At 62.8% G+C, this 24,350-nt stretch carries 24 protein-coding genes; 22 read left to right on the top strand and 2 right to left on the bottom strand.

The annotated features are described in order from the left end of the window. Positions 1–127: 127 nt before the first annotated feature. The 21 genes from trmJ (at position 128) to ACFOMF_RS14970 (ending at position 18,656) form a co-directional block, all read left to right on the top strand. Entirely contained in the window at positions 128–901 is a 774-nt protein-coding gene (gene trmJ, locus ACFOMF_RS15070) for a tRNA (cytosine(32)/uridine(32)-2'-O)-methyltransferase TrmJ (protein WP_386366344.1), read from the top strand. Further along, on the top strand, positions 901–1,671 hold the full coding sequence (gene cysE / locus ACFOMF_RS15065; protein WP_386366342.1) for a serine O-acetyltransferase: 771 nt from the start codon (positions 901–903) through the stop codon (positions 1,669–1,671). The genes trmJ and cysE overlap by 1 nt, the downstream gene beginning before the upstream one ends. Positions 1,672–1,792: 121 nt before the next feature. After that, the gene (gene iscR, locus ACFOMF_RS15060) at positions 1,793–2,275 is read left to right on the top strand and encodes a Fe-S cluster assembly transcriptional regulator IscR (protein ID WP_386366341.1); all 483 of its coding nucleotides are present in this window, start codon (positions 1,793–1,795) and stop codon (positions 2,273–2,275) included. 20 nt (positions 2,276–2,295) lie between these two features. Next, the gene (locus ACFOMF_RS15055; RefSeq protein ID WP_386366339.1) at positions 2,296–3,510 is read left to right on the top strand and encodes an IscS subfamily cysteine desulfurase; all 1,215 of its coding nucleotides are present in this window, start codon (positions 2,296–2,298) and stop codon (positions 3,508–3,510) included. A 36-nt stretch (positions 3,511–3,546) separates the two neighbouring features. Next, complete coding sequence (gene iscU, locus ACFOMF_RS15050; RefSeq protein WP_386366337.1) at positions 3,547–3,933, top strand: Fe-S cluster assembly scaffold IscU; 387 nt, start codon at positions 3,547–3,549, stop codon at positions 3,931–3,933. Positions 3,934–3,942: 9 nt separating this feature from the next. Further along, positions 3,943–4,266 carry an iron-sulfur cluster assembly protein IscA gene (iscA, locus tag ACFOMF_RS15045; protein WP_386366335.1) on the top strand — a complete coding sequence of 108 codons (324 nt, stop codon included), beginning with the start codon at positions 3,943–3,945 and terminating at the stop codon, positions 4,264–4,266. 7 nt (positions 4,267–4,273) lie between these two features. Beyond that, positions 4,274–4,792 (top strand): co-chaperone HscB, encoded by a 519-nt coding sequence (gene hscB / locus ACFOMF_RS15040; RefSeq protein ID WP_386366333.1) that lies wholly within the window; start codon positions 4,274–4,276, stop codon positions 4,790–4,792. Between the two features lie 42 nt (positions 4,793–4,834). Continuing rightward, positions 4,835–6,697 carry a Fe-S protein assembly chaperone HscA gene (gene hscA, locus ACFOMF_RS15035; RefSeq protein ID WP_386366331.1) on the top strand — a complete coding sequence of 621 codons (1,863 nt, stop codon included), beginning with the start codon at positions 4,835–4,837 and terminating at the stop codon, positions 6,695–6,697. Positions 6,698–6,700: 3 nt separating this feature from the next. Continuing rightward, positions 6,701–7,039 (top strand): ISC system 2Fe-2S type ferredoxin, encoded by a 339-nt coding sequence (gene fdx, locus ACFOMF_RS15030; RefSeq protein ID WP_386366330.1) that lies wholly within the window; start codon positions 6,701–6,703, stop codon positions 7,037–7,039. A 2-nt stretch (positions 7,040–7,041) separates the two neighbouring features. Further along, positions 7,042–7,242 (top strand): Fe-S cluster assembly protein IscX, encoded by a 201-nt coding sequence (iscX, locus tag ACFOMF_RS15025; RefSeq protein ID WP_386366328.1) that lies wholly within the window; start codon positions 7,042–7,044, stop codon positions 7,240–7,242. A 110-nt stretch (positions 7,243–7,352) separates the two neighbouring features. Then, positions 7,353–7,784, top strand: a complete 432-nt coding sequence (ndk, locus tag ACFOMF_RS15020) for a nucleoside-diphosphate kinase (RefSeq protein WP_386366326.1) — start codon at positions 7,353–7,355, stop codon at positions 7,782–7,784. Between the two features lie 17 nt (positions 7,785–7,801). Further along, on the top strand, positions 7,802–8,935 hold the full coding sequence (gene rlmN, locus ACFOMF_RS15015) for a 23S rRNA (adenine(2503)-C(2))-methyltransferase RlmN (RefSeq protein WP_386366324.1): 1,134 nt from the start codon (positions 7,802–7,804) through the stop codon (positions 8,933–8,935). Between the two features lie 17 nt (positions 8,936–8,952). Further along, a complete protein-coding gene (gene pilW / locus ACFOMF_RS15010) occupies positions 8,953–9,708 on the top strand; it encodes a type IV pilus biogenesis/stability protein PilW (RefSeq protein ID WP_386366322.1) in 756 nt (251 codons plus the stop codon). Between the two features lie 17 nt (positions 9,709–9,725). Continuing rightward, positions 9,726–10,721 (top strand): helix-turn-helix domain-containing protein, encoded by a 996-nt coding sequence (locus tag ACFOMF_RS15005; RefSeq protein WP_386366320.1) that lies wholly within the window; start codon positions 9,726–9,728, stop codon positions 10,719–10,721. Between the two features lie 2 nt (positions 10,722–10,723). Then, positions 10,724–11,836, top strand: coding sequence for a flavodoxin-dependent (E)-4-hydroxy-3-methylbut-2-enyl-diphosphate synthase (ispG, locus tag ACFOMF_RS15000; RefSeq protein WP_386366318.1), 1,113 nt, complete (start codon positions 10,724–10,726; stop codon positions 11,834–11,836). 16 nt (positions 11,837–11,852) lie between these two features. Next, positions 11,853–13,163: a histidine--tRNA ligase gene (gene hisS, locus ACFOMF_RS14995; protein ID WP_386366316.1), complete on the top strand. Its 1,311-nt coding sequence runs from the start codon at positions 11,853–11,855 to the stop codon at positions 13,161–13,163. 15 nt (positions 13,164–13,178) lie between these two features. Next, positions 13,179–13,820 (top strand): YfgM family protein, encoded by a 642-nt coding sequence (locus tag ACFOMF_RS14990; RefSeq protein WP_386366314.1) that lies wholly within the window; start codon positions 13,179–13,181, stop codon positions 13,818–13,820. Between the two features lie 4 nt (positions 13,821–13,824). Beyond that, positions 13,825–14,970 carry an outer membrane protein assembly factor BamB gene (bamB, locus tag ACFOMF_RS14985; protein WP_386366311.1) on the top strand — a complete coding sequence of 382 codons (1,146 nt, stop codon included), beginning with the start codon at positions 13,825–13,827 and terminating at the stop codon, positions 14,968–14,970. Between the two features lie 86 nt (positions 14,971–15,056). Continuing rightward, positions 15,057–16,526, top strand: coding sequence for a ribosome biogenesis GTPase Der (gene der / locus ACFOMF_RS14980; RefSeq protein WP_386366309.1), 1,470 nt, complete (start codon positions 15,057–15,059; stop codon positions 16,524–16,526). Between the two features lie 89 nt (positions 16,527–16,615). Beyond that, complete coding sequence (locus ACFOMF_RS14975; protein ID WP_386366307.1) at positions 16,616–17,767, top strand: pyridoxal phosphate-dependent aminotransferase; 1,152 nt, start codon at positions 16,616–16,618, stop codon at positions 17,765–17,767. Positions 17,768–17,861: 94 nt separating this feature from the next. After that, entirely contained in the window at positions 17,862–18,656 is a 795-nt protein-coding gene (locus ACFOMF_RS14970) for an amidohydrolase (RefSeq protein ID WP_386366305.1), read from the top strand. Here ACFOMF_RS14970 and ACFOMF_RS14965 read toward each other — a convergent pair. Together ACFOMF_RS14965 and ACFOMF_RS14960 are read right to left on the bottom strand one after the other, a co-directional pair. Continuing rightward, entirely contained in the window at positions 18,653–21,331 is a 2,679-nt protein-coding gene (locus tag ACFOMF_RS14965; protein ID WP_386366303.1) for an EAL domain-containing protein, read from the bottom strand. The genes ACFOMF_RS14970 and ACFOMF_RS14965 overlap by 4 nt on opposite strands. Positions 21,332–21,453: 122 nt before the next feature. Then, the gene (locus ACFOMF_RS14960; RefSeq protein ID WP_386366301.1) at positions 21,454–21,975 is read right to left on the bottom strand and encodes a DUF2062 domain-containing protein; all 522 of its coding nucleotides are present in this window, start codon (positions 21,973–21,975) and stop codon (positions 21,454–21,456) included. Positions 21,976–22,100: 125 nt separating this feature from the next. Between ACFOMF_RS14960 and ACFOMF_RS14955 the strand changes: the two genes are divergently transcribed. Next, complete coding sequence (locus ACFOMF_RS14955) at positions 22,101–24,344, top strand: DNA internalization-related competence protein ComEC/Rec2 (protein ID WP_386366299.1); 2,244 nt, start codon at positions 22,101–22,103, stop codon at positions 24,342–24,344. The last annotated feature ends 6 nt before the right edge of the window (positions 24,345–24,350 follow it).

The following is a 24,350-nucleotide window of genomic DNA, read 5'->3' as shown; positions in this document are numbered from 1 at the left end:
CATCATGAGAAAGCCGACAAGTCTATCAGATTGGCAGGCGACATCCAGTGATGGCCGGCGCGCCAATGGCGTTGCTTCGGTGGCTTCTGTAAGCTTGCGGCCTGTTCGATTAGTTGAGAGTTTCGCTTTGCTACAGAACATCCGCGTGGTGCTGGTCAATACCAGCCATCCCGGCAACATCGGTGCGACCGCCCGGGCGATGAAAACCATGGGGCTGTCGCGCCTGGTGCTGGTGCAGCCCGAGGACTTCCCAAGCCTCGTGGCCGAGGCTCGCGCCTCTGGAGCGACAGACGTGCTGGAGTCGGCGCAAGTGGTCGATTCCCTGGAGCAGGCGCTGGTCGGGTGCAATCTGGTGCTGGGCACCAGCGCCCGTGACCGGCGTATCCCCTGGCCGCTGCTCGACCCCCGCGAGTGCGGCGAGACCTGTGTCGAGCAGCTCGAGCAGGGCGGTGAAGTCGCGCTGGTATTCGGTCGCGAATACGCCGGCCTGACCAACGAGGAGTTGCAGCGCTGCCAGTTCCATGTGCATATCCCCTCGGATCCGTCGTTTGGCTCGCTCAACCTCGCAGCTGCCGTTCAGGTGCTTACCTATGAAGTGCGCATGAGCTGGCTTGCCGCCCGGGGCCGTCCGACAAAGATGGAGAAGGTCGAGACCACTGCCATGCTCGGCACCCAGCCGGCGACCATGGACGAGATGGAGCTGTACTACGCTCATCTCGAGCAGACCTTGGTCGACATCGGTTTTCTCGACCCGGAAAAGCCGCGCCATCTCATGGCCCGCTTGCGCAAGCTCTACGGGCGCAGTGCGGTCAGCAGGCTGGAGATGAACATCTTGCGCGGCATTCTGACCGAGACTCAGAAGGCCGCTCGTGGCGAAGCCCGGAAGCGGGGGGAAGAATAATGTTCGAACGCATGCGTGAAGATATCCGAAGCGTATTCCATCGGGATCCGGCGGCGCGCAACGCCGTGGAGGTGTTGACCTGCTATCCCGGCCTGCACGCTGTGTGGGTCCACCGAGTGGCGCATTGGTTGTGGGTTCGCGACTGGAAGCTGCTGGCTCGGCTGTTGTCGCATACCAGCCGCTGGATCACGGGAATCGAGATTCATCCAGGCGCCAGAATCGGTCGACGCTTCTTCATCGACCACGGTTTCGGCATCGTGATTGGCGAGACGGCGGAGATCGGCGACGATGTCACCATCTACCAGGGTGTGACCCTTGGGGGTACCAGCTGGAACAAGGGTAAGCGCCATCCTACGCTGGAAGATGGTGTGGTGGTGGGTGCCGGTGCCAAGGTGCTGGGGCCATTCACCGTGGGTGCGGGGGCCAAGATCGGCTCCAACGCGGTGGTTACCAAGGCGGTGCCGGCAGGCGCCACGGCGGTCGGGATACCGGGTCGCATTATCGTCAAGAGCGACGACGAGCAAGAAGCTCGCCGCAAGGCCATGGCCGAGAAGATCGGATTCGATGCCTATGGGGTCGGGCAGGATATGCCCGATCCGGTAGCCAAGGCGATTGGTCAGCTGCTCGACCATGTGCAGGCGGTCGAGGAGCGAATGGACGGCATGTGTAAGGCGCTGACCGAACTGGGTAGTGATTATTGCGCGAAGAAACTTCCCGAGTTGCGAGAAGAGGACTTCGCCGAGGTCAAGCAATCGGGCGAGCGCGGCTGATGGCGGGGCGAAAGGGTGGCGCCTGTGAGCCATAACTGTGCAAAAGCTAGGGATTTATAGTTGATTCAAATACTCAGGTATTGCATAATCCGCTCAAATCCTAACGCTTTGGTGCAGACCGATGCGATTGACGACAAAGGGCCGCTATGCGGTCACTGCCATGCTTGACCTTGCGCTACATGCCCAGAACGGCCCGGTATCCTTGGCGGATATTTCCGAGCGACAAGGAATTTCTCTCTCCTACCTGGAGCAGTTGTTCGCCAAGTTGCGCCGCGGCAGTCTGGTTACCAGCGTGCGCGGCCCGGGTGGCGGCTATCAGCTATCTCGTGGGATGGAAGCGATCAAGGTTGCCCAGGTGATCGATGCGGTCAACGAGTCGGTCGATGCTACCCGCTGTCAGGGGCAGGGGGATTGTCATTCGGGCGATACCTGCCTGACGCACAACCTCTGGTGTGACCTCAGTCAGCGCATTCACGAGTTTCTCAGTGGCATCAGCCTGGCCGATCTGGTCAAGCGCAATGATGTCCAGCAAGTTGCGTTGTTGCAGGACATCCGTCGCGGTCCTGCCGAGTCCGACAAGATACGAGCATCCGCCGTCGAATAAGACGGCAAGAGGAGAGCCTGATGAAATTGCCGATTTACCTCGACTACTCAGCCACCACGCCGGTGGATCCACGGGTCGCCGACAAGATGATCGAGTGCCTGACCATGGAAGGCAACTTCGGCAATCCGGCGTCGCGATCGCATCTGTTCGGCTGGCGCGCCGAAGAAGCGGTTGAAACCGCGCGTCGCCATGTCGCCGATCTGGTCAATGCAGATCCCCGGGAAATCGTCTGGACCTCCGGTGCTACCGAGTCCGACAACCTGGCCATCAAGGGCGTAGCGCACTTCTACAGCTCCAAGGGCAAGCACATCGTCACCACCAAGATCGAGCACAAGGCCGTTCTCGATACCTGCCGCCAGCTCGAGCGCGAAGGTTTCGAAGTCACCTACCTCGATCCCCGCGAAGATGGCCTGATCACGCCGGAAATGGTCGAGTCGGCGCTGCGCGAGGACACCATTCTGGTGTCGGTCATGCACGTCAACAACGAGATCGGCACCATCAACGATATCGCTGCGATCGGCGAGCTGACCCGCGCTCGCGGGATCCTCTTCCATGTCGATGCCGCTCAGTCCACCGGCAAGGTGGAGGTCGATCTGGACAAGATGAAGGTCGACCTGATGTCCTTCTCGGCACACAAGACCTATGGCCCGAAAGGCATCGGCGCGCTCTATGTCCGGCGCAAGCCGCGTGTGCGCCTGGAAGCCCAGATGCATGGTGGCGGCCACGAGCGCGGCATGCGCTCAGGCACGCTGGCGGCGCATCAGATCGTTGGCATGGGGGAGGCGTTTCGCATCGCCAAGCAGGACCTGGCCAAGGACAACGAACACGTCAAGGCCCTGCGGGATCGCTTCTACAAGCAGGTCGAGCACCTCGAAGAACTCTACGTGAACGGCAGCATGACCGCTCGCGTGCCGCACAACCTGAACCTGAGCTTCAATTTCGTCGAGGGCGAGTCGCTCATCATGGCGCTCAAGGACCTGGCGGTATCGTCCGGTTCCGCTTGTACTTCCGCCTCGCTCGAGCCGTCCTATGTGCTGCGCGCGCTGGGGCGTAATGACGAATTGGCGCACAGCTCGATTCGCTTCACCTTCGGTCGCTTCACCACCGAGGAAGAAATCGACCACGCCGTAGAGAAGGTCTGTTCGGCGGTGAACAAGCTCCGTGAGCTGTCGCCGCTGTGGGATATGTACAAAGACGGTGTCGACATTTCCAAGGTCGAGTGGCAGGCCCACTGACCCCGAACGCCGACAGCTGACAGAGAGGATTGCACCATGGCTTACAGTGACAAGGTCATCGACCACTACGAGAACCCGCGCAACGTCGGCAAGTTCGAAGCTGAAGATCCGGACGTCGGTACCGGGATGGTGGGTGCGCCGGCGTGTGGCGACGTGATGCGTCTGCAGATCAAGGTCAACGACATGGGCGTCATCGAAGATGCCAAGTTCAAGACCTACGGCTGTGGCTCCGCCATTGCTTCGAGCTCCCTGGCGACCGAATGGATGAAGGGCAAGACGCTTGAAGAAGCGGAAACCATCAAAAATACCCAGCTCGCCGAAGAACTGGCGTTGCCTCCGGTGAAGATCCATTGCTCGGTGCTTGCCGAGGATGCGATCAAGGCGGCGGTACGCGACTACCGCGAGAAGAAAGGCCTGCTCTGAGGAGGATCCATGGCAATCACCATGACGCAAGCCGCGGCACAGCACGTGCGCCGGTCGCTCGACGGGCGCGGCAAGGGAGAAGGCATACGCCTTGCCGTGCGCACTTCCGGCTGCTCGGGCCTGGCCTATGTGCTGGAATTCGTCGACGAGCTGTCGGGCGAGGATGTGGTATTCGAGTATGGCGGCGTCAAGGTGATCACCGATCCGAAAAGCCTGGTCTACCTTGATGGTACCGAGCTCGATTTCGTGCGGGAGGGGTTGAACGAGGGGTTCAAGTTCAACAACCCGAACGTGACCGGATCCTGCGGTTGCGGCGAAAGCTTCAACGTCTGAGGGGCTTGTGAGTACTTGCCATTTTGCGCTGTTCGAGCTGCAACCTGACTTCGAGATCGATCTGGACCTTCTGGCCGCACGCTACCGCGACCTGGCCCGGCAGGTTCATCCCGATCGCTTCGCCAGTGGCAGCGAGCGCGAAAAGCGCCAGGCGCTCGAGCGCTCGGCCAATCTCAATGAGGCCTATCAGACGCTCAGGAGTCCCAGCCGTCGGGCGCGCTACCTGCTGAGTCTGCGTGGCCATGACGTCCCGCTCGAAACGACAGTGCAGGACCCCGAGTTCCTGTTGAAGCAGATGCAGCTTCGTGAAGAGCTCGAGGATCTGCAGGCAGATGCGAACCTGGCGGGCGTGGCGACTTTCAAGCAACACCTGAAGGTCGCGCGACAGACGCTGGACGAGACGTTCGCCGCGATCTGGCAGGACGAGACGCGTCATCTCGAGGCGGAGCGGCTGGTTCGGCGCATGCAGTTTCTCGACAAGTTGTCCCAAGAGGTGCGGCAATTGGAAGAGCGCCTCGATGATTAACCTCAGCGGCGCCTCGTCGCCAGCGAAAGACATCACCTAGATATGGCCTTACTCCAGATTGCCGAGCCAGGACAGAGCACTCAGCCGCACGAGCGTCGCTTGGCGGTGGGTATCGACCTGGGTACAACGAACTCTCTTGTGGCCACACTGCGCAGTGGCATTGCCGAACCGCTGCCGGACGCTGCGGGAGAGGTGATCCTGCCGTCAGTGGTGCGCTACCGTTCCGATGCTGTGGAGGTCGGCCAGTCAGCGCGCGATGCCGCGCAGGACGACCCGCTCAACACCGTCATTTCGGTCAAGCGGCTGATGGGACGCGGCATTTCCGACATCAAGCTGATGGGCGAGCAACTGCCGTATCGCTTCGTCGCAGGTGACTCGCAGATGCCTTTTCTCGAGACTGCCCAGGGCCGAAAGAGTCCAGTCGAGGTGTCGGCGGACATTCTGCGGGTGCTTCGTGAGAGAGCGGAAGCCTCGCTTGGCGGGCCCTTGACCGGCGCGGTGATCACCGTGCCGGCGTATTTCGACGATGCCCAGCGGCAGGCGACCAAGGATGCTGCGCGCCTGGCCGGGCTGGATGTGCTGCGACTGCTCAACGAGCCGACCGCTGCAGCGGTGGCCTACGGGCTCGACCGCCAGGCCGAGGGGTTGGTGGCGATCTACGATCTGGGGGGCGGCACCTTCGACATTTCCATCCTGCGCCTGAGTCGTGGGGTCTTCGAGGTCATGGCTACCGGCGGCGACAGCGCCCTGGGCGGTGATGACTTCGATCACGCGATCGCCGGCTGGATCGTCGAGCAGGCCGGGGTTTCCAGCGACCTCGACCCTTCGGCGCAACGGCGTCTTCTGAACCTCGGTCGCGATGCAAAGGAGGCGCTTACTTCCCGGTCTGGGGTATCGCTGAGCTATGGCGGGTGGTCGGGGTTTCTGGATCGGGGTAGGTTCGAGCAGCTGATCGAGCCCATGGTGGCTCGCAGTCTCAAGGCCTGCCGTCGAGCGCTGCGCGACGCCTCCGTCGAAATCGACGAGATCGACGCGGTGGTCATGGTGGGAGGCTCCACCCGCGTTCCTCGGGTGCGTCAGGCAGTCGCAGAGCTCTTTGGCCGCGAGCCGCTCACCGATATCGACCCGGATCGCGTGGTCGCCATCGGCGCCGCCCTCCAGGCTGATACCTTGGCCGGCAACGGACGTGATGGCGACGAGTTGCTACTGCTCGACGTCATTCCCCTCTCGTTGGGACTGGAAACCATGGGGGGGCTGATGGAAAAGATCATTCCCCGCAACACCACTATTCCCGTGGCCCGCGCGCAGGATTTCACCACCTACAAGGATGGCCAGACGGCCATGATGATTCACGTCCTGCAGGGGGAGCGGGAGCTGGTTGCCGATTGCCGCTCGCTGGCCCGTTTCGAGCTGCGTGGCATCCCCTCGATGGTTGCCGGCGCAGCTAAGATTCGTGTGGCCTTTCAGGTCGATGCCGACGGGTTACTCAGTGTCAGTGCGCGGGAGCTGAGCTCCGGCGTCGAGGCCAGCATCCAGGTAAAACCCTCATACGGCCTCTCCGATGGCGAGATCGCCCGTATGCTCGAGGACTCGTTCACCCAGGCTGATGCCGACAAGGACGCGCGTGCCCTGCGCGAGCGCCAGGTCGAGGCTCGGCGCCTGCTGGAGGCGGTTGCGGCGGCGGTCGAGGCCGATGGTGATCGCCTGCTTCAGGCGGAGGAACGGCTTGCCATCGAAGCGCAGATGGATGCACTGCAGGGGTTGGTGGCCGGCGATGACGCGGCGCGCATCGAACAGCAGACCAGGCGTCTGAGTGACATTACCGACGCCTTCGCCGCGCGCCGGATGGATGCATCCGTGAGAGATGCCTTGTCCGGGCGCCGGCTCAACGAGATCGAGGAATAATTCATGCCGCAAATCGTGTTTCTTCCGCATGCCGAACACTGTCCGGACGGCGCGGTAATCGAGGCGGAGGTCGGCGAGACTGTGCTGGATGCTGCCCTGCGCAACGGTATCGACATCGAGCATGCCTGCGAGAAGTCCTGTGCCTGTACCACCTGTCATGTGGTGATTCGCGAGGGCTTCGCCTCGCTCGAGTCCTCCGATGAGCTGGAGGACGACATGCTGGACAAGGCATGGGGTCTCGAGCCCAACTCCCGGCTGTCCTGCCAGGCGGCCGTGGCCGACGAGGATCTGGTCGTGGAGATTCCTCGCTACACCATCAACCAGGTATCCGAAGGGCATTGACCATGAGCCTGAAATGGGGCGATGTGCAAGATATCGCCGTCGAACTGCTGGAACAGAAGCCTGACGTAGATCCGCGCTATGTGAACTTCGTCGAGCTGCACAAGTGGGTGATTGGGCTCGAGGCCTTTGCTGACGATCCGCGGCGCGGTGGCGAGAAGGTTCTTGAGGCCATCCAGGCGGCCTGGATCGAAGAAGCCCGGTGAAACAGTCATCCTCATGAAGGTTGCCCGGCGCGCCTACAGATTTCACAGGAACCTGCGTATACTCCGCAGGTTTCTTTTTTAGTACCCACCCCTGAGCTTTGGAGCTTTTCATGGCTGTTGAACGCACCCTTTCCATCATCAAGCCGGACGCCGTTGCCAAGAACGTCATCGGCGAAATCCTGACCCGTTTCGAGAAGGCCGGCCTGCGCGTCGTTGCTTCGAAGATGGTTCAGCTGTCCGAGCGCGAAGCTGGTGGTTTCTACGCCGAGCACAAGGAGCGCCCCTTCTTCAAGGATCTGGTGTCCTTCATGACTTCCGGCCCGGTCGTTGTTCAGGTGCTGGAAGGCGAAGGCGCCATTGCCAAGAATCGTGAGCTGATGGGTGCCACCGATCCGAAGAAGGCAGACGCCGGCACCATTCGCGCCGACTTCGCCGTGTCCATCGATGAGAACGCCGTCCACGGTTCGGACTCAGAGGCTTCCGCCGCACGCGAGATCGCCTACTGGTTCGCCGAAACCGAAGTTTCCGCCCGCATTCGCTAAGCACCATTTGGGATCTGATGACTGACATGACCGGTAAGGTAAATCTGCTGGGCCTGACCCAGCCGCAGCTGGAGCAGTTCTTCGAATCGATCGGGGAGAAGCGCTTCAGGGCCGGTCAGGTCATGAAATGGATCCACCATCATGGCGTCGACGACTTCGACGCCATGAGCAATGTCGGCAAGGCCTTGCGCGAAAAGCTCAAGGCCGCTGCCGAAGTACGCGGCCCCGAAGTGGTCAGCGAAGACATTTCCAGCGACGGCACCCGCAAATGGGTGGTGCGCGTCGCCTCTGGCAGTTGCGTTGAAACCGTGTACATCCCTCAGAATGGGCGCGGCACGCTCTGCGTTTCCTCCCAGGCAGGCTGCGCCCTGGACTGCAGTTTCTGCTCGACCGGCAAGCAGGGCTTCAACAGCAACCTGACCGCCGCCGAGGTCATCGGCCAGGTCTGGGTGGCGAACAAGTCCTTCGGTAGCATCCCGGCGAAGATCGACCGGGCCATCACCAACGTCGTGATGATGGGCATGGGCGAGCCGTTGCTGAATTTCGACAACGTGGTGGCCGCCATGCAGATCATGATGGATGACCTTGGCTATGGCATTTCCAAGCGCAAGGTCACCCTCTCGACCTCGGGTGTGGTACCGATGATCGATGAGCTGGCGAAGGTCATCGACGTGTCTCTGGCGCTTTCACTGCATGCCCCCAACGACGCGCTGCGTGACCAGCTGGTGCCGATCAACCGCAAGTATCCGTTGGCCGTGCTGCTCGATGCCTGCAAGCGCTATGTCTCGCAGCTCGGTGAGAAGCGCGTGCTGACCATTGAGTACACCTTGCTCAAGGGTGTCAACGACCAGCCCGAGCATGCCGAGCAGACTATCGCGTTGCTGGCTGATATTCCCTGCAAGATCAATCTGATCCCGTTCAACCCCTTCCCTCATTCCGGGTATGAGCGACCGAGCAACAATGCGATTCGACGTTTCCAGGAAATCCTGCAGAAAGCCGGGCACAATGTAACGGTTCGCACCACGCGCGGTGAGGACATCGATGCGGCCTGTGGCCAGCTGGTTGGCCAGGTACTGGACCGGACCCGCCGTAGCGAACGCTACATCGCCGTGCGCCAGGTGCCGGGTGATGCTGAAGCCGGTTCCGCTTAATGGTTCGAGGGTAAGTCATGAGTTTGCGTTTGGCGCTGCCGCTGTTGTTGTGCTTTCTGGCGGGCTGCGTGTCGTCGGGCAAAATCGATCCAACCCGTACACCCGAAGGGCGTAACGACGCCCGCGATGCTTTCGTCCAGCTGGGCATCGGCTACCTGCAGCAGGGCGAAACGGCCCGCGCCAAGCAGCCATTGGGCAGGGCGCTGGAGCTCGATCCGCGCAGCGCAGATGCGCATGCCGCCTTGGCGCTGGTGTTTCAGGCAGAAATGGAGCCGGAACTGGCCGACCGCCATTTTCGTTCCGCCCTGGCCCAGTCACGCGATGCCCGTATCCTCAACAACTATGGAAGCTTCCTGTTTGAACAGGGGCGTTTCAAGGATGCCTACGAGCGCTTCCAGCAGGCTGCGGAAGACACCATGTATGTCGAGCGCTCTCGCGTGTTCGAAAATCTCGGTCTGACTGCACAGCGCCTTGGAATGCGTGACCAGTCCCAGGCGCACTTCAATCGGGCGCTGCGCCTGGACAGCCGCCGGCCCGCGGCGCTGCTCGAACTGGCGAGCATGGCCTACGAGGATCGGGAATATGTACCGGCCAGGCGCTATTACGAGAATTACATCGCCATGGCCCCACACACGCCGCGCAGCCTGTTGCTCGGCATACGCCTGGCCGAAGTGTTCGATGAAGTCGACCGTGGCGCCAGCTTCGCCTTGCAGTTGCGACGCCTCTATCCCGCTTCGGCGGAATACAAGACCTACCTTTCGGAGCACCAATGACCCCACCGCCATCTGATATGACGAACGCGGCGGGCGCGGTCAATCCGGGCGATACCTTGCGTGAGGCTCGGGAGGCCCAGGGCCTGCCATTGTCGGTCGTGTCCTTGCAGCTCAATCTGTCCGAGCGCGCGCTATCCCAGATCGAGGCTGGCGACTTTTCGTCGCTGCCAGGCCACACCTTCGCCCGGGGCTACGTGCGCGCCTACGCCAAGCTACTTGGGCTGGACCAGGCGCGGCTGGTGCTGGAGTTCGACCGTTACAGCGGTGCCGATGCATCCGGCAGTCGGGTCCAGGCGCTCGGGCGAATCGATGAACCGGTGCGCCTGTCGGCGCTCGGCCTGCGGTTTTTCAGTTTTCTTCTCCTGGTGGGCCTGGGGGTCCTGGGCTTCCTCGTCTGGCAGGACAGCCGGGCGCCGCTGCCCTACGAGCAGTCCCCCGCGGAGATGGGTCACATAGAGGTCGAGGGTGCCGACGGTACCACCCAGATTCATCCGCTGGACGAACCCGAAGACATGGCCGTCATTGACGCTCGTGTCGCGCCCCAGGCACCGATGGATCCAGCCGTAGCCATGCCTGACGAGCTCGGCGGATCCAGCCTCGAAGGCGCCACGGCCGGCGCCGGGGAGCAGGCGCCGGCCGCGCTCGACGAAGCCGGCGAAGCCCTGGCCGAGCCTTCGGCGATCGCCGCCGAAGCTGCGCCCGTCGCGCTGCCACCTGCGGTCGAGGCACCTGTCGTGCCGACCGTCACCGACGCGGCTGGAGAAGACAGCAGCCTGGCGTCACTCGAGCTTCGCTTTTCCGCCGAATGCTGGACGCGGGTAACCGCCGCGGACGGTACCGTGTTGCTCAATGCGCTGGTCCCCTCGGGGATGGTCAGGGTATTGCAGGGGCAGCCCCCGTTCAGTGTGGTGCTGGGCTTTGCCCGCGGTGTCGAAGTCATCTACAACGGCAACGCCGTCGATCTTGCGCCTTACCGGCGAGGTGAAACGGCGCGTTTTCAACTCGGACGGTGAGCATGCATTCTGAATCCCCCATCAAGCGCCGACAGTCACGCAAGATATGGGTCGGCAAGGTGCCGGTTGGTGGCGACGCGCCGATCAGCGTGCAGAGCATGACCAATACCGAAACTTGCGACGTCGACGCTACTGTCGCCCAGATCCAGCAGCTGGAAAATGCCGGTGCCGACATCGTGCGGGTTTCGGTCCCTTCGATGGAGGCAGCGGAGGCATTCGGCCGGATCAAGCAGCGGGTGCAGGTACCGCTGGTGGCCGATATCCACTTCGACTACCAGATTGCACTGCGGGTGGCTGAACTGGGCGTCGACTGCCTGAGGATCAATCCGGGCAATATCGGCCGCGAGGATCGCGTACGGGCAGTGGTCGAGGCAGCGCGCGACAAGGGCATCCCTATCCGTATCGGGGTCAATGCGGGCTCGCTCGAAAAGGACCTGCAGAAAAAATACGGCGAGCCCACCCCGCAAGCGCTGGTGGAATCGGCCCTGCGTCATGTGGAGCACCTCGATCGCCTCGATTTCCACGACTTCAAGGTGAGCGTGAAGGCCTCCGATGTGTTCATGGCGGTGGCGGCGTATCGTCTCCTGGCGGCGCAGATCGAACAGCCGCTGCATCTGGGTATCACCGAAGCGGGCGGCCTGCGTTCGGGCACCGTCAAATCAGCTGTCGGCCTGGGCATGCTGCTCGCCGAGGGCATCGGTGATACCCTGCGCGTCTCTCTGGCGGCCGATCCGGTCGAGGAGATCAAGGTCGGTTTCGACATCCTCAAATCGCTGCGCCTGCGCTCACGCGGGATCAACTTCATCGCTTGCCCGAGCTGCTCGCGGCAGAACTTCGACGTGGTGAAAACCATGAACGAGCTTGAAGGACGTCTCGACGACCTGCTGGTGCCCATGGACGTGGCCGTGATCGGCTGCGTGGTCAACGGCCCGGGCGAAGCCAAGGAGGCCCACATCGGGCTGACCGGTGGCACACCCAACAACCTCGTCTACATCGACGGCAAACCTGCCCAGAAGCTCGACAATGAACATCTGGTGGCAGAACTCGAGGCGCTGATCCGTCGCAAGGCGGCCGAGAAGGCCGAAGCCGATGCCGCGCTGATCGTGCGCAGCTGATCGTTTAAGGAACCGCATGAGCAAGACCCTGCAAGCCATCCGTGGCATGAACGACATCCTGCCCGCGCAGACGCCTACCTGGCGATATCTGGAGCGCACCTTCGCGGACCTGCTCGATGGCTATGGTTATCACGAGATCCGCTTGCCCATGCTTGAGTTCACGGAACTCTTCGCTCGCGGTATCGGTGAAGGCACCGACGTGGTCGATAAGGAGATGTACACCTTTCTCGATCGCAACGAAGAATCACTGACCCTGCGTCCCGAAGGCACCGCCGGCTGCGTGCGGGCGGTGCTCGAGCACGGGCTTACCGGGGGGGGGCAGGTGCAGAAGCTCTGGTACACCGGGCCGATGTTTCGCTACGAGAAGCCGCAGAAAGGCCGCTACCGCCAGTTCCACCAGATCGGGGTGGAGGTGTTCAACCTCCCCGGACCGGATATCGACGCCGAGCTGATCGTCCTCACAGCCCGCCTGTGGCGCGCCCTGGGCGTTCAGGATGCGGTGGCGCTGCAGCTCAACAGTCTCGGCTCCAGCGAGGCTCGCGCCGCCTATAGGGATGCGCTGGTGGCGTACCTGGAGGCGCGCTTCGACCAGCTCGACGAGGATAGCCAGCGCAGGCTCACCAGCAATCCGCTGCGGATCCTTGACAGCAAGAATGCCCAGACCCAGGCGCTGCTGGCCGATGCGCCGACCCTGGCAGATTACCTCGACCCAGAGTCACGGGCGCATTTCGAGGGCCTGAAGGCTCGACTCGATGCGGCAGGCATCGCCTACGAGATCAACCCCAAGCTGGTACGCGGACTCGATTACTATGGCCGCACCGTCTTCGAGTGGGTGACCGACAAGCTGGGCGCACAAGGTACCGTCTGTGCCGGCGGTCGCTACGATGGCCTGGTGTCCCAGTTTGGCGGCAAACCCACTCCCGGCGTTGGGTTCGCCATGGGGGTCGAACGCCTGGTGCTGCTGCTGGAAACGCTCGGGCAAGTGCCGGAATCACTTGGCAAGGCGCCACAGGTTTATGTCTGCACCTTCGGCGAGGCTGCAGAACTGGCCGCGCTGACGTTGTCCGAGCAGTTGCGCGAGTCGCTTTCGGGCTTGCGTCTGTGGCTTAATTCCGGCGCCGGCAGTTTCAAGAGTCAGTTCAAGAAGGCCGACAAGAGTGGCGCGCGCTACGCGCTGATCCTCGGTGACGACGAGCTCGCCGCCCAGGTAGTGGGCCTCAAGCCGTTACGTGAAGAGGGCGATCAGCAGCGAGTGGCCTGGGCAGACCTGCCGGCCGTGCTCGTCAATTGCCTCGAAGACGTCAAACAAACACAAGCGAATCATTGAGTTAAGGAGCACCGCGTGGCCTCGGGTAGTGATGACGAACAACTCGCGCAGATCAAGGATTGGTGGCAGCGTAACGGCATGCCGCTCCTGGTCGGCGCCGTCCTGGCGCTGGTCCTGGTGTTCGGCTGGCAGGGTTGGCAGCGGCACCAGGCGAACCAGGCGCAAAGTGGCTCGGTGCTCTATCAGGAATTGCTGACCCGGGTTCTGGACGACGGCCAGCCGAACACTGCGGAAATCGTGCGCCTGGGCAATAGGCTCAAGGATGATCATGGCCGCAGCCATTACGCCCAGTACGGTCGCCTGTTGCTGGCCAAGGTCGCGGTCGACGAGGGTCGCCTGGAAGACGCTGCCAGCGAGCTGCGTGCCGTGGTCGACGCACCGGCCGACGACACGCTGGAAGAGCTGTCTCGACAGCGTCTGGCCCTGGTCCTGGCTGCACAAGGGCAGGCGGAGCAGGGGCTGGCCTTGATCGACGGCGAAGCCGCTGAGTTCTTCCGCGCCAGCCGTGAAGAGATCCGTGGAGACCTGCTGCTTCAGCTCGGACAGGAAGAGCGAGCCCGTGCCGCCTATGTGAAGGCCATGGAATCCCAGGCGCCCGACGCTGCCGTCGGTGCGTTGCAAATGAAGGTCGACGACCTGGCCCGAGAAGAGGCGTGATCTGATGCGTAGCAAGATAGTCGCGTTACTCGCCATGGCGATATTGGCCACCGGTTGCAGCAGCAAGAGCACCGAGCCCGGGCCGGCGCCTCTGCCGGCATTCGATGCCGAAATACGTTTGCAGAAGCAGTGGACCCGCTCGGTCGGCGCTGGCCAGGGCGATACCTACAACATGCTGGTGCCGGTCGTATATGGCGACGAGATCCTTGCCGCCGATGTCCGTGGCCGGGTGCAGTCGATCGACCGCTTCAGCGGAAAGGTGAACTGGCGGCAGAACCTCGACGAGCCGGTCTCCGGCGGTGTTGGCGTCGGCTTCGGGCTGATCCTGCTGGGTACCCTGAACGGTGAGGTGATCGCGCTCGATGTGGCAGACGGCAGTGAGCGCTGGCGTAGCCAGGTGCTCAGCGAAGTGCTGTCGCCGCCCGCGATCAACGGTGACATCGTGCTGGTGCAGACCCAGGATGATCGCCTGGTTGCCCTGGACATGGACACCGGCGCCCAACGCTGGAGTCTCGACAACTCGCCGGCGGTACTCACCTTGCGCGGTACCAGTGCGCCACTGCTGACCAATCAGCTGGCCATCGCCGGACTTTCCAGCGGACGGGTGGTGGCGGTGGAAACCCAGCGTGGCCTGCCGATCTGGGAGCAGCGCGTTGCCATCCCCCAGGGGCGTTCCGAGCTGGAGCGGGTGGTCGACATCGATGGTGAGATGCTGCTTTCCGGTAGTACCCTTTATGTGGTGACCTACCAGGGCCGCGTGGCCGCGCTGGATGTGCAAAGCGGGCGCGTACTCTGGCAGCGTGACGCATCGAGCCACGTCGGCCTGTCGCAGGGTTATGGCAGTGTCTACGTCAGCCAGGCTGACGGTGCGGTGCTGGGCATCGACGAGCGCTCCACGACCATTCTCTGGAGCAATGACGGACTGGCACGTCGCGAGCTTTCCGCGCCGGCGGTGCTGTCGAGCTACCTGGCGGTGGGCGATCGCGATGGCTACCTGCACTTTCTGAGTCAGGTCGACGGGCGTTTTGTAGCCCGCGAGCGCATCGATCGTGCCGGGGTTCGTGTTCGACCTGTCGTCGAGGGCGATTGGCTCTATGCTTTCGGCAACGACGGCAAGCTGGTTGCGCTGACCATCGATAGCGGGGACTGATCGCCGCCGCTAGCCGGCGCGAAGTCTCCACTGGTTTGGCCGCTGCCACAGCAGCGGCCTTTGTGTTTTCTGTTCTGGAGAGCCGAATGGTTCCCGTAATTGCCCTGGTGGGGCGGCCGAACGTCGGCAAGTCCACCATGTTCAACCGTCTCACCAAGAGCCGTGATGCCATCGTGGCCGAGTACTCCGGACTCACGCGTGATCGTCAGTATGGCGAAGCCAAATGGCAGGGACGTACCTACATCCTGATCGATACCGGCGGACTGTCCGGTGACGAGGAAGGTATCGACGCGAAGATGGCCGAGCAGTCGTTGCAGGCTATCGAGGAGGCCGATGCCGTCTTGTTCCTGGTCGATTCACGAGATGGGCTGACGCCTACCGATCAGATGATCGGCGAGCACCTGCGCAAGCGTAACAAGCGTTGTTTCGTGCTTGCCAACAAGGTCGACACGGTAGACCCCGAAATCGCCAGGGCCGAGTTCAGTCCGCTGGGCCTCGGCGACGCTCTGCCGGTATCGGCGGCGCACGGCCGTGGCATCCAGGCGATGCTCGAGGCGGCGCTGGGGGTATTCCCGCGTGACGAGGTCGAAGAGCCCGAGGACGTCGAACCGGCGGCCGGGGACGGCCAACCCAGGCGAACCCCCGGTCCCGACGAAAAGGACGGCATCAAGATCGCCATCATCGGGCGGCCCAACGTGGGCAAGTCTACGCTGGTCAACCGGATGCTCGGAGAGGACCGGGTGATCGTCTATGACCAGGCCGGAACCACCCGTGACAGCATCTACATTCCGTTCGAGCGCGGTGACGAGAAGTACACCCTGATCGATACCGCCGGGGTCCGGCGTCGGGGCAAGATCTTCGAGGCTGTCGAAAAGTTCTCGGTGGTCAAGACGCTGCAGGCGATCCAGGACGCCAACGTGGTGGTGTTCGTCATGGATGCCCGGGAGGGGGTGGTCGAGCACGACTTGAACCTGCTGGGCTTCGTGCTGGAAACCGGCCGGGCACTGGTGATCGCGCTGAACAAGTGGGATGGCATGCAGCCGGGTGAGCGCGACTACGTCAAGACCGAACTCGAACGGCGGCTGTTCTTCGTCAATTTCGCGGACGTGCATTTCATCTCGGCTCTGCACGGTACCGGCGTCGGGCACCTGTACAAGTCGGTGCAAGCTGCCTTCACATCGGCCGTCACGCGCTGGCCAACCAACCGACTCACGCAGATTCTCGAAGATGCGGTCCAGGAACATCAGCCGCCGCTGGTCAATGGTCGCCGCATCAAGCTGCGCTACGCCCACCTCGGGGGGGCCAACCCGCCGCTGATCGTGATCCATGGCAACCAGGTCGAGGCGGTGCCCAAGTCCTATTCTCGCTACCTGGAAAACACCTATCGGCGAGTGCTCAAGCTTGTTGGTACGCCAATCCGCATCGAATACAAGGGCGGCGAAAACCCTTACGAGGGCAACAAGAACAAGCTCACCGAGCGCCAGGTGAACAAGAAGCGCCGCCTGATGAGCCACCACAAGAAAGCGGAAAAGAAGCGCAGGGACAAGAAGCGCTAGAGACCAACAGCGCTGAGGCAAGACGCTGGACGAAGGGGCAGGCGCTTTTTCGTTCCGTCTTCAGCCTCCAGCCTCCAATGAGCGGTCCCATGATCACCAGCAAGCTGCCCTCCGTCGGCACCACCATCTTCACAACGATGTCGCAGTTGGCGATGGATACCGGGGCGATCAACCTGTCACAGGGGTTTCCGGATTTCGACGCGCCGGAATTCCTCCTTGCCGGAGTCGGTCGGCATGTCCTCGCCGGGCAAAACCAGTATGCTCCCATGACTGGCCTGCCGGCTCTGCGCGAGCAGGTGGCGATGAAGGTTCAGAGCCTGTACGGACGCACGGTGAGCGCGCAGGACGAGGTCACCATTACTCCCGGGGCGACCCAGGCGATTTTCTGTGCAATCCAGGCTACGGTAAGGCCCGGGGACGAGGTCATCATCTTCGACCCCTGCTACGACAGCTACGAGCCCTCGGTGCAACTGGCCGGCGGTACTGCCGTGCACCTGCCGCTGCAGCTTCCGGACTTCGCCATCGATTGGCAACGCCTGGCCGATGCGCTCTCGCCACGTACCCGATTGGTCATCCTCAATAGCCCGCACAACCCCAGCGGCGCACTGCTGAGTCGCGTTGACCTTGACCGGCTGGCTGCGCTGCTGCGTGATCGGGAAGACGTCTTGGTGCTGAGCGACGAGGTTTACGAGCACCTTGTCTTCGACGGCCGCGAGCATTTCAGCGTACTGCGACATGATGAGCTTTACGCAAGGGCTTTCGTTGTCAGCTCTTTCGGCAAGACCTATCACGTGACCGGGTGGAAAACCGGTTATCTGATCGCCCCGCCGATGCTCACCGCCGAGATGCGCAAGGTTCACCAGTACGTCAGCTTTACCGCGGTCACACCTCTGCAATGGGCGCTGGCCGACTATATGACCGCGCATCCGGAGCATGTAAGCGAGCTGCCTGGCTTCTACCAGGCCAAGCGCGATCTGTTCTGCGAACGCCTGGCGCAGTCTCGCTTTCGATTCACCCCGGCAGCCGGTACCTACTTTCAGCTGGCCGATTATTCGGAAATCAGGCCCGACCTCGACGATGTCGCCATGGCGCAGTGGTTGACCCGTGAACATGGGGTCGCCTGTATCCCGATCTCGGTGTTCTACCAGGTACCGCCGAGCGACGTGCGGCTGGTGCGCTTCTGCTTCGCCAAGCGGGAAGAGACCCTGATGCTGGCGACCGAGAAGCTGCGAGACGTATGATTCCAACGGGCGCAGGATTGCGCCTGGAGGCAACGCAAGGCCGGCAGGCCTCGCCCCTCTAACCAGTGACGGAACCACCCCGACGGAGAAGCCGATGCGTGACCTCAGTGCCTTGCCCGATCTCAATGTGGCGCTGGTGCAGACCAGTATGGTCTGGCAGGACCCGGCGGCCAACCACGCCCATTTTTCGGCATTGCTCGATCAGGCCAAGGGAACCGACCTGATCATTCTGCCGGAAATGTTCACCACGGGTTATTCAATGGATGCGGCCGCGCTCGCCGAGCAGGACAACGGCGCGAGCCGGCGCTGGTTGCTGGAGCAGGCGCGCAGAATGGAAGCGGTCGTGACCGGTAGCCTGATCATCCAGGCAGCCGACGGCAGCTACCGCAACCGCATGTATTGGGCGCGACCGGATGGAACCCTGGCCCACTACGACAAACGCCACCTGTTCCGCATGGCCGGTGAGCACAAGCATTTCGCCGCCGGCAGCGAGCGGGTCTTGCTTGAGGTGAAGGGCTGGCATGTGCGCCCCCTGGTCTGTTACGACCTGCGCTTTCCGGTATGGAGTCGCGATTCTTATGACACCGATCTGCTGATCTATATCGCGAGCTGGCCAACAGCGCGGCGCACGGCCTGGAACCGGTTGCTGCCGGCACGGGCAATTGAGAATCTGTGCTATGTGGCCGCGGTCAACCGGATCGGCGAGGACGGCAACGGCCACCCCTACAGTGGCGACAGCCAGGTTCTTGACTTTCATGGTGAGCCGCTGATCTTGCCGGGTGGCGAAGACGGCGTTTTTATCACCAGCCTCAGTGCGTCTGCGCTCGCCAAGTATCGTCAGCGCTTCCCCGCCTATCAGGACGCCGATGGCTTCGAGTTGAGCTTCTAGCAGGGCTCGGCAGGTTCGCCGAGGCAGGTCGACACCGGCTGCCTGGCGGCCCTGGCGACCATTTCTTCGAATGCCTCGATCGGCACCGGTTGTCCGAACAGATAGCCTTGGAAGAGATGGCAACCGTTGTTCTCGAGCATCTGTCGCTGGGGCTGGGTTTCGACTCCCTCGGCCAGTACTTCGAGATCCAGTGTGCTGGCCAGGGCGCAAATGGCGCGGACGATGGCCAGGCCATTGTCGCTGGCCATGCCCTGGATGAAGCTCCGGTCGATCTTCAACTGGTCCAGCGGCAAGCGGTGCAGGTAGGTCATCGACGAATAACCGGTGCCGAAGTCGTCGATGGAGAAGTGGATACCGTGCGCTTTGAGCGCGCTCATGCGCAACGAAGCTTCCGGCATGTCGTCCAGCAGCAGGGACTCGGTCAGTTCGAGCTTAAGGCGCTTCGGGTTGAAGCCGTTGGAGCGAACCAGTTCAAGGACACGCTCGACGAAGTTGCCTTGATACAGCAGCGGTGCGCTGATGTTGACCGCAAGTGCCAGCCTTTCGGTCGAGGGTTGCGATGCCCAGCGAGCCAGCTGCTTGCAGGCCAGTTCGAGCACCTGCAGGTCCAGATACTGCACCAGGCCGCCGCGCTCGGCGCCCTCGATGAAGTCTCCCGGCGCGAGCACCCCGCGCTCCGGATGACGCCAGCGGACCAGGGCTTCGGCACCGACGATGCCGCGGGCGGTGTCCACCTGGGGCTGGAAGTAGATAACGAATTCCCGTGCCTCGAGTCCGCGGCGCAACTCCTCTTCCAGGCGCAAGCGGGCGCTGACGATCTGCTGCATGTACGGATCGAAGAATCTCAGGCTGTTGCGCCCGGCCAGCTTGGCTTCGTACATGGACATATCCGCCCGCTTCATCAGTTCGTCGACGTCCAGGGATACATCATTGAACAGCACCACGCCGATGCTGGCGGTGCTGCGCACGGTGAGGTCACCCAGTCGATAGGGCTTGGCGAGCGAGGCGAGGATCCGCTCGCCGAAATATTCGACCTGGGTCGCGGCTTGGTCGGGTTCGGCCTTGAAACCCTCCAGCACCATGACGAACTCGTCACCGCCGAGACGTGCGACGGTGTCGCATGAGCGCACTTGCTCGTTGAGGCGCGCTGAAACCTCACAAAGCAGCTTGTCGCCCACCTGATGTCCATGCAGGTCATTGATATTCTTGAAGTTATCCAGATCGAATATCATCAGGGCGCCATACTGGCCACTGCGTGAGGCGGAGAGAAGGGCTTGTTGCAGACGGTCCAGGAGCAGCCGTCGGTTCGGCAGGTCGGTCAAGGGATCATAGAACGCCAGGTGATGGATCTGGGTTTCCGCCGCCTTGCGTTCGGTAATATCGGTGAGCGCCGCGACGAAATGGGTGATGCTGCCGGTGCTGTCGCGAACCGCGCTGATGGTCAGCCATTCCGGGTATATGTCGCCGTTCTTGCGTCTGTTCCAGATTTCGCCTTCCCAGGAGTCCTGCTCGAGGATGCTGCGCCACATCTGCTTGTAGAACTCGGAGCTATGGCGCCCGGAGCGCAGCACTCGCGTGGTCTTGCCTATGACCTCATCGGCGCTGTAGCCGGTGATCTGGGTAAAGGCCTGGTTTACCTTGAGAATATGGTTGCTGGCGTCGGTGATGAGCATGCCCTGCTGCGATTCGAAGGCAATGGCGGCGATGCGCTTCTCGAGCTCGTTATGCACGCGCTCGGTGATCTCGCGTAGCAGCACGGTCACGGCGCGTCGGCCGCCGATCGGCGTTTCGATCCTGCATGCATGGCCTTCGAAAATGCGCTTCCCGGCGGGCGTATCGAGGCTGTGCTCGACCACCATCGTGCAATCGCTGGCCAGCGTCTCGGCCAGGAGCTTGTCGAATCGCGCGGCCTGGCTTGCCGGTAGCAGGTCATGCAGGCGGCGGCCGACAAGATTGGACAGGTCTGGAAACCGGGACTGGCGTGGCGTGATGACCTCGCGGCAACGCCCGTCCTCATCGATGACCATCAGGGGTTCCGGGGTCGCTTCGGTGATCGCCCGCAGACGCGCTTCGCTCAGGCGCAAGGCTCGAGTGGTTTGTCCGCGCTGCAGCATCTCATGCAACAACATCCCCATGGCGACGGTGGCGGCTGGAATGACCAGCAGAATCGGCAGGGCGGTGTGCCGAAGGCTATGGGCAATCAGCTCACGCGGCAACAGCAGCTGGGTCGCTAGTGTCGTCAGGCTGACAAGCAACCCGAAGGCGAGGAGTGGCCAGGCGCTGATGGCCCAGCGCGCCTTCTGGTGCTGACGTCGATAGGCCAAGGCCAGCAGTGTTGGTAGCGCAATGTTGATCAGGCCAACCCAGAGCCCTATACCACCGATCCAGATACGGTAGGCTGCCGCGGTGAGAGCGGCTACCGCGGCGACGATAGGCCCGCCGAAGAGCCCGGCCATACCCAGCACCACCGCCCGCGCGTCGAAAAACAGCCCGGGCTGGATCATGACCGGTCTCATCATTCCGGCAATGCAGGCGACGCCAAAGCAGACTCCGATCACGAAACGCATCGGCAGGGAGTCAGACTCCGGGCGATCCGCCCACTCCCGCCAGAACAGCGCAAAGGGAATGCACAGTGCGAGAAGAATCACCGCATTGTCGAGCAGGGCGTTGGGCATCGCGGCTTAATCCGAACATACAGGGCGCGAGATAGTAACAAAGGGTGGGCTCTGCTCAGACCAAGCCATGGCAGAGCAGCGGGAATTCACCTCCTGCCTTGATTCACGTCAACGCGGGGAGTTCAGCTTCCGTTGCGGCGTTTCAGCCGGCGGTGGCGCCAGTTCCGGCCTACCCACCAGCGCCAGTAGAGCAGCGTCAGGCAATAGCTGATCACCGCGAGAAACAGGCCGACCACGATTGAGCCCAGGAGCAGGGGTTGCCATTGTGTCTGCAGCAACCTGCCCACCCAGGCGAGGCTCATTTCGTCCGGCATGCTGAACGCCTGAACGCCCAGGAGGGTGGTGCCGACCCGGTAGTTGAAATAGAAGACGACCGGCATGGTCAGGGGGTTGGTGATCCACACCAGGCCTACCGCAGTGGGGAGGTTGGCCCTGGCTGGAATCGCACAGAGCGCAGCGGCCAGCATCTGCATGGGCATGGGGATCATTGCCCAGAACAGCCCGATGGCCATGGCGCGGGACACGGAATGGCGATTGAGATGCCAGAGGTTGGGTTCGTGAATCAGCTTGCCGAGAAACCGCAACGAAGAGCCCTTGATGCGATCGGGATGTGGCATGTAGCGTTTGAATAAACGACGCGGCATAAGAATCTCGTGCGAAGCTGATCTGCAGATTATGCCTCCGCCAGGCTTAGCCTGGCTCGAGACTTTGTGACAAGCCATCAGTGGGTTTGTCACCTCCGATATCGTCTGGAAAGGATTCCGTCACGATGTTGAAAAAACTCTTTGCGTTGGCGGCGGGGCTGGCGCTGCTCCGCTTCCTGCCGGCCTTGCCCCCGTTACCGATACTCCTTCCGCTGGTGGGCCTCGCGGTAGGGCTGGGGCTGATGCAGCGGGAGGCCCTCGCGCTGTTCTGTCTGGGCCTGTCTTGGGGCTGTGTCACGGCAGGGCAGGTACTGGAGCAGCAACTGCCGAGGGAGCTGGATGGCCGCACGTTCTGGCTCGAGGGCCGGGTAGTCGGTCTGCCGGCCCAGGGCAGTGGTGTGGTGCGCTTCGAGCTGGAAGACATCCGTTCTCGGCATGCCGGTATTCCGCCGCGCCTGCGGCTGGGCTGGTACGACGGGCCGCCGCTTCAGGCGGGCGAACGCTGGCGCGTGGCGGCTACCTTGAAACGCCCGCACGGTCTGATCAACCCGCAGTCGTTCGACTACGAGGCCTGGTTGCTGGCACGCCGAATCGGTGCCACCGGCACGGTAAAGGCTGGTGAGCGACTCGAATCTGGCAGCGGGGCAGGTCTTTGGCGAGACCGGCTTCGCACCCGGCTGGCCGGGCTCGAGGCGCATGGGCGGGCCGGCGCCGTCACCGCATTGGTGGTGGGGGATGGCTCGGGATTGTCGTCTCGGGACTGGGATATCCTGCGTGACACGGGTACCGTGCATCTGCTGGTGATTTCCGGCACGCACATCAGCATCCTGGCGGGGCTGCTTTATTTTCTGGTACAGGGCCTGGCGCGTCGCGGACTATGGCCGCGCGGACTGCCCTGGCTGCCCTGTGCCTGCGCCCTGGCGCTGTCGGGAGCGCTGGGTTACGGCTGGCTGGCGGGCTTCGAGGTGCCGGTCCAGCGCGCCTGCGCCATGCTCGCGGTAGTACTGCTGTGGCGGTTGCGTTTCCGCCACCTGGGCGTCGGCCTGCCGATTCTCCTGGCGCTGAATCTGGTGCTGCTGGTCGAGCCGCTGGCAAGCCTGCAACCGGGGTTCTGGCTGTCGTTCGGCGCGGTGGCCGTGTTGACGCTGGTGTTCTCCGGACGGCTCGGCGCCTGGAGCTGGTGGCACAGCCTCACTCGCGCACAGTGGACCACGACGCTCGGGCTGCTGCCGCTGATGGTTGCCCTCGGGCTGCCGGTTGCCTTCAGTGGCCCGCTGGCGAACCTGCTGGCGGTGCCCTGGGTCGGCTTTGCCATCGTTCCGCTGGTGCTGCTTGGCACGCTGCTGTTGGCGGTGCCCTTGGTGGGTGAGGCGGTGCTGTGGCTGTGCGGGCTGCAGCTGCACGGTTTGTTTCTGGTCTTGGGCTGGCTTGCCGAGCAGCAGCCACCTTGGAGCCCGGGCGGATTTTCGACCGGGGCTCTCCTGCTGGCTGGAGCCGGAATACTTGTCCTGCTGCTACCGGCGGGGCTGCCGATGCGTCCGCTCGGTCTGGCGATGCTGCTGCCGTTGTGCCTGCCAGCGCCAGATACGCCGGACGACGGCACGGCGCGAATCTGGATATTCGACGTTGGCCAGGGGCTTTCGGTGATGGTACAGACGGCCCGGCATGCGCTGCTGTATGACGCCGGGCCACGCTTTGGCGACTTCGATACCGGCGAGCGCGTGGTGGTGCCATCTCTGCAGGCTCTGGGGATCAAGCGCCTGGATCTGATGCTGCTCAGTCATGCCGACCTCGATCACGCCGGAGGCGCTCCGGCCATCATGCGTGCGTTTGGTCCGCTGCGTACGGTGAGCGGAGAGCCTGAACGGTTACCTGTCGCTCTGCAGGCCGAGACCTGCGAAGCAGGCGAGAGCTGGGCCTGGGATGGCGTACGCTTAACCTTGTGGCGGGCCTCCGCGCCGGTGAGCAGCAACCAGACGAGTTGCGTGCTCATCGTCGAGGCCGGCGGCGAGCGACTGTTGCTCACCGGCGACATCGACCGGCAGATCGAAGCGGAGCTGATTGCAAGTGGCGTGACCCTTGGCGCGCGCTGGCTGCTCCTGCCGCACCACGGTAGCCGCAGCTCCTCGTCGGCCGCCTTTCTCGACGGCGTGGGCGCGGCGTTCGGCCTGGTGTCGAGGGGGCGTCACAACAATTTCGGACATCCGCACCCCGATGTTCTGGCCCGAGCCCGCGACGCAGGCATGCACCTGCATGATACGGCACTGGAGGGCGCGATCTACCTCGAACTGGGCCGCTTCGGGAAGGCCACGGGACTGCGACAGACACGGCGTTTCTGGCGTGATTTCGAGAACGGCAGCGGCCAGTGAGCGACG

It is taken from the genome of Stutzerimonas tarimensis, from assembly GCF_042648805.1.
GTDB classification, from domain to species: Bacteria; Pseudomonadota; Gammaproteobacteria; order Pseudomonadales; family Pseudomonadaceae; genus Azomonas; species Azomonas tarimensis.
Note: the sequence above shows the minus strand (reverse complement) of the source record. Positions and strands in the feature narration are given on the sequence as shown.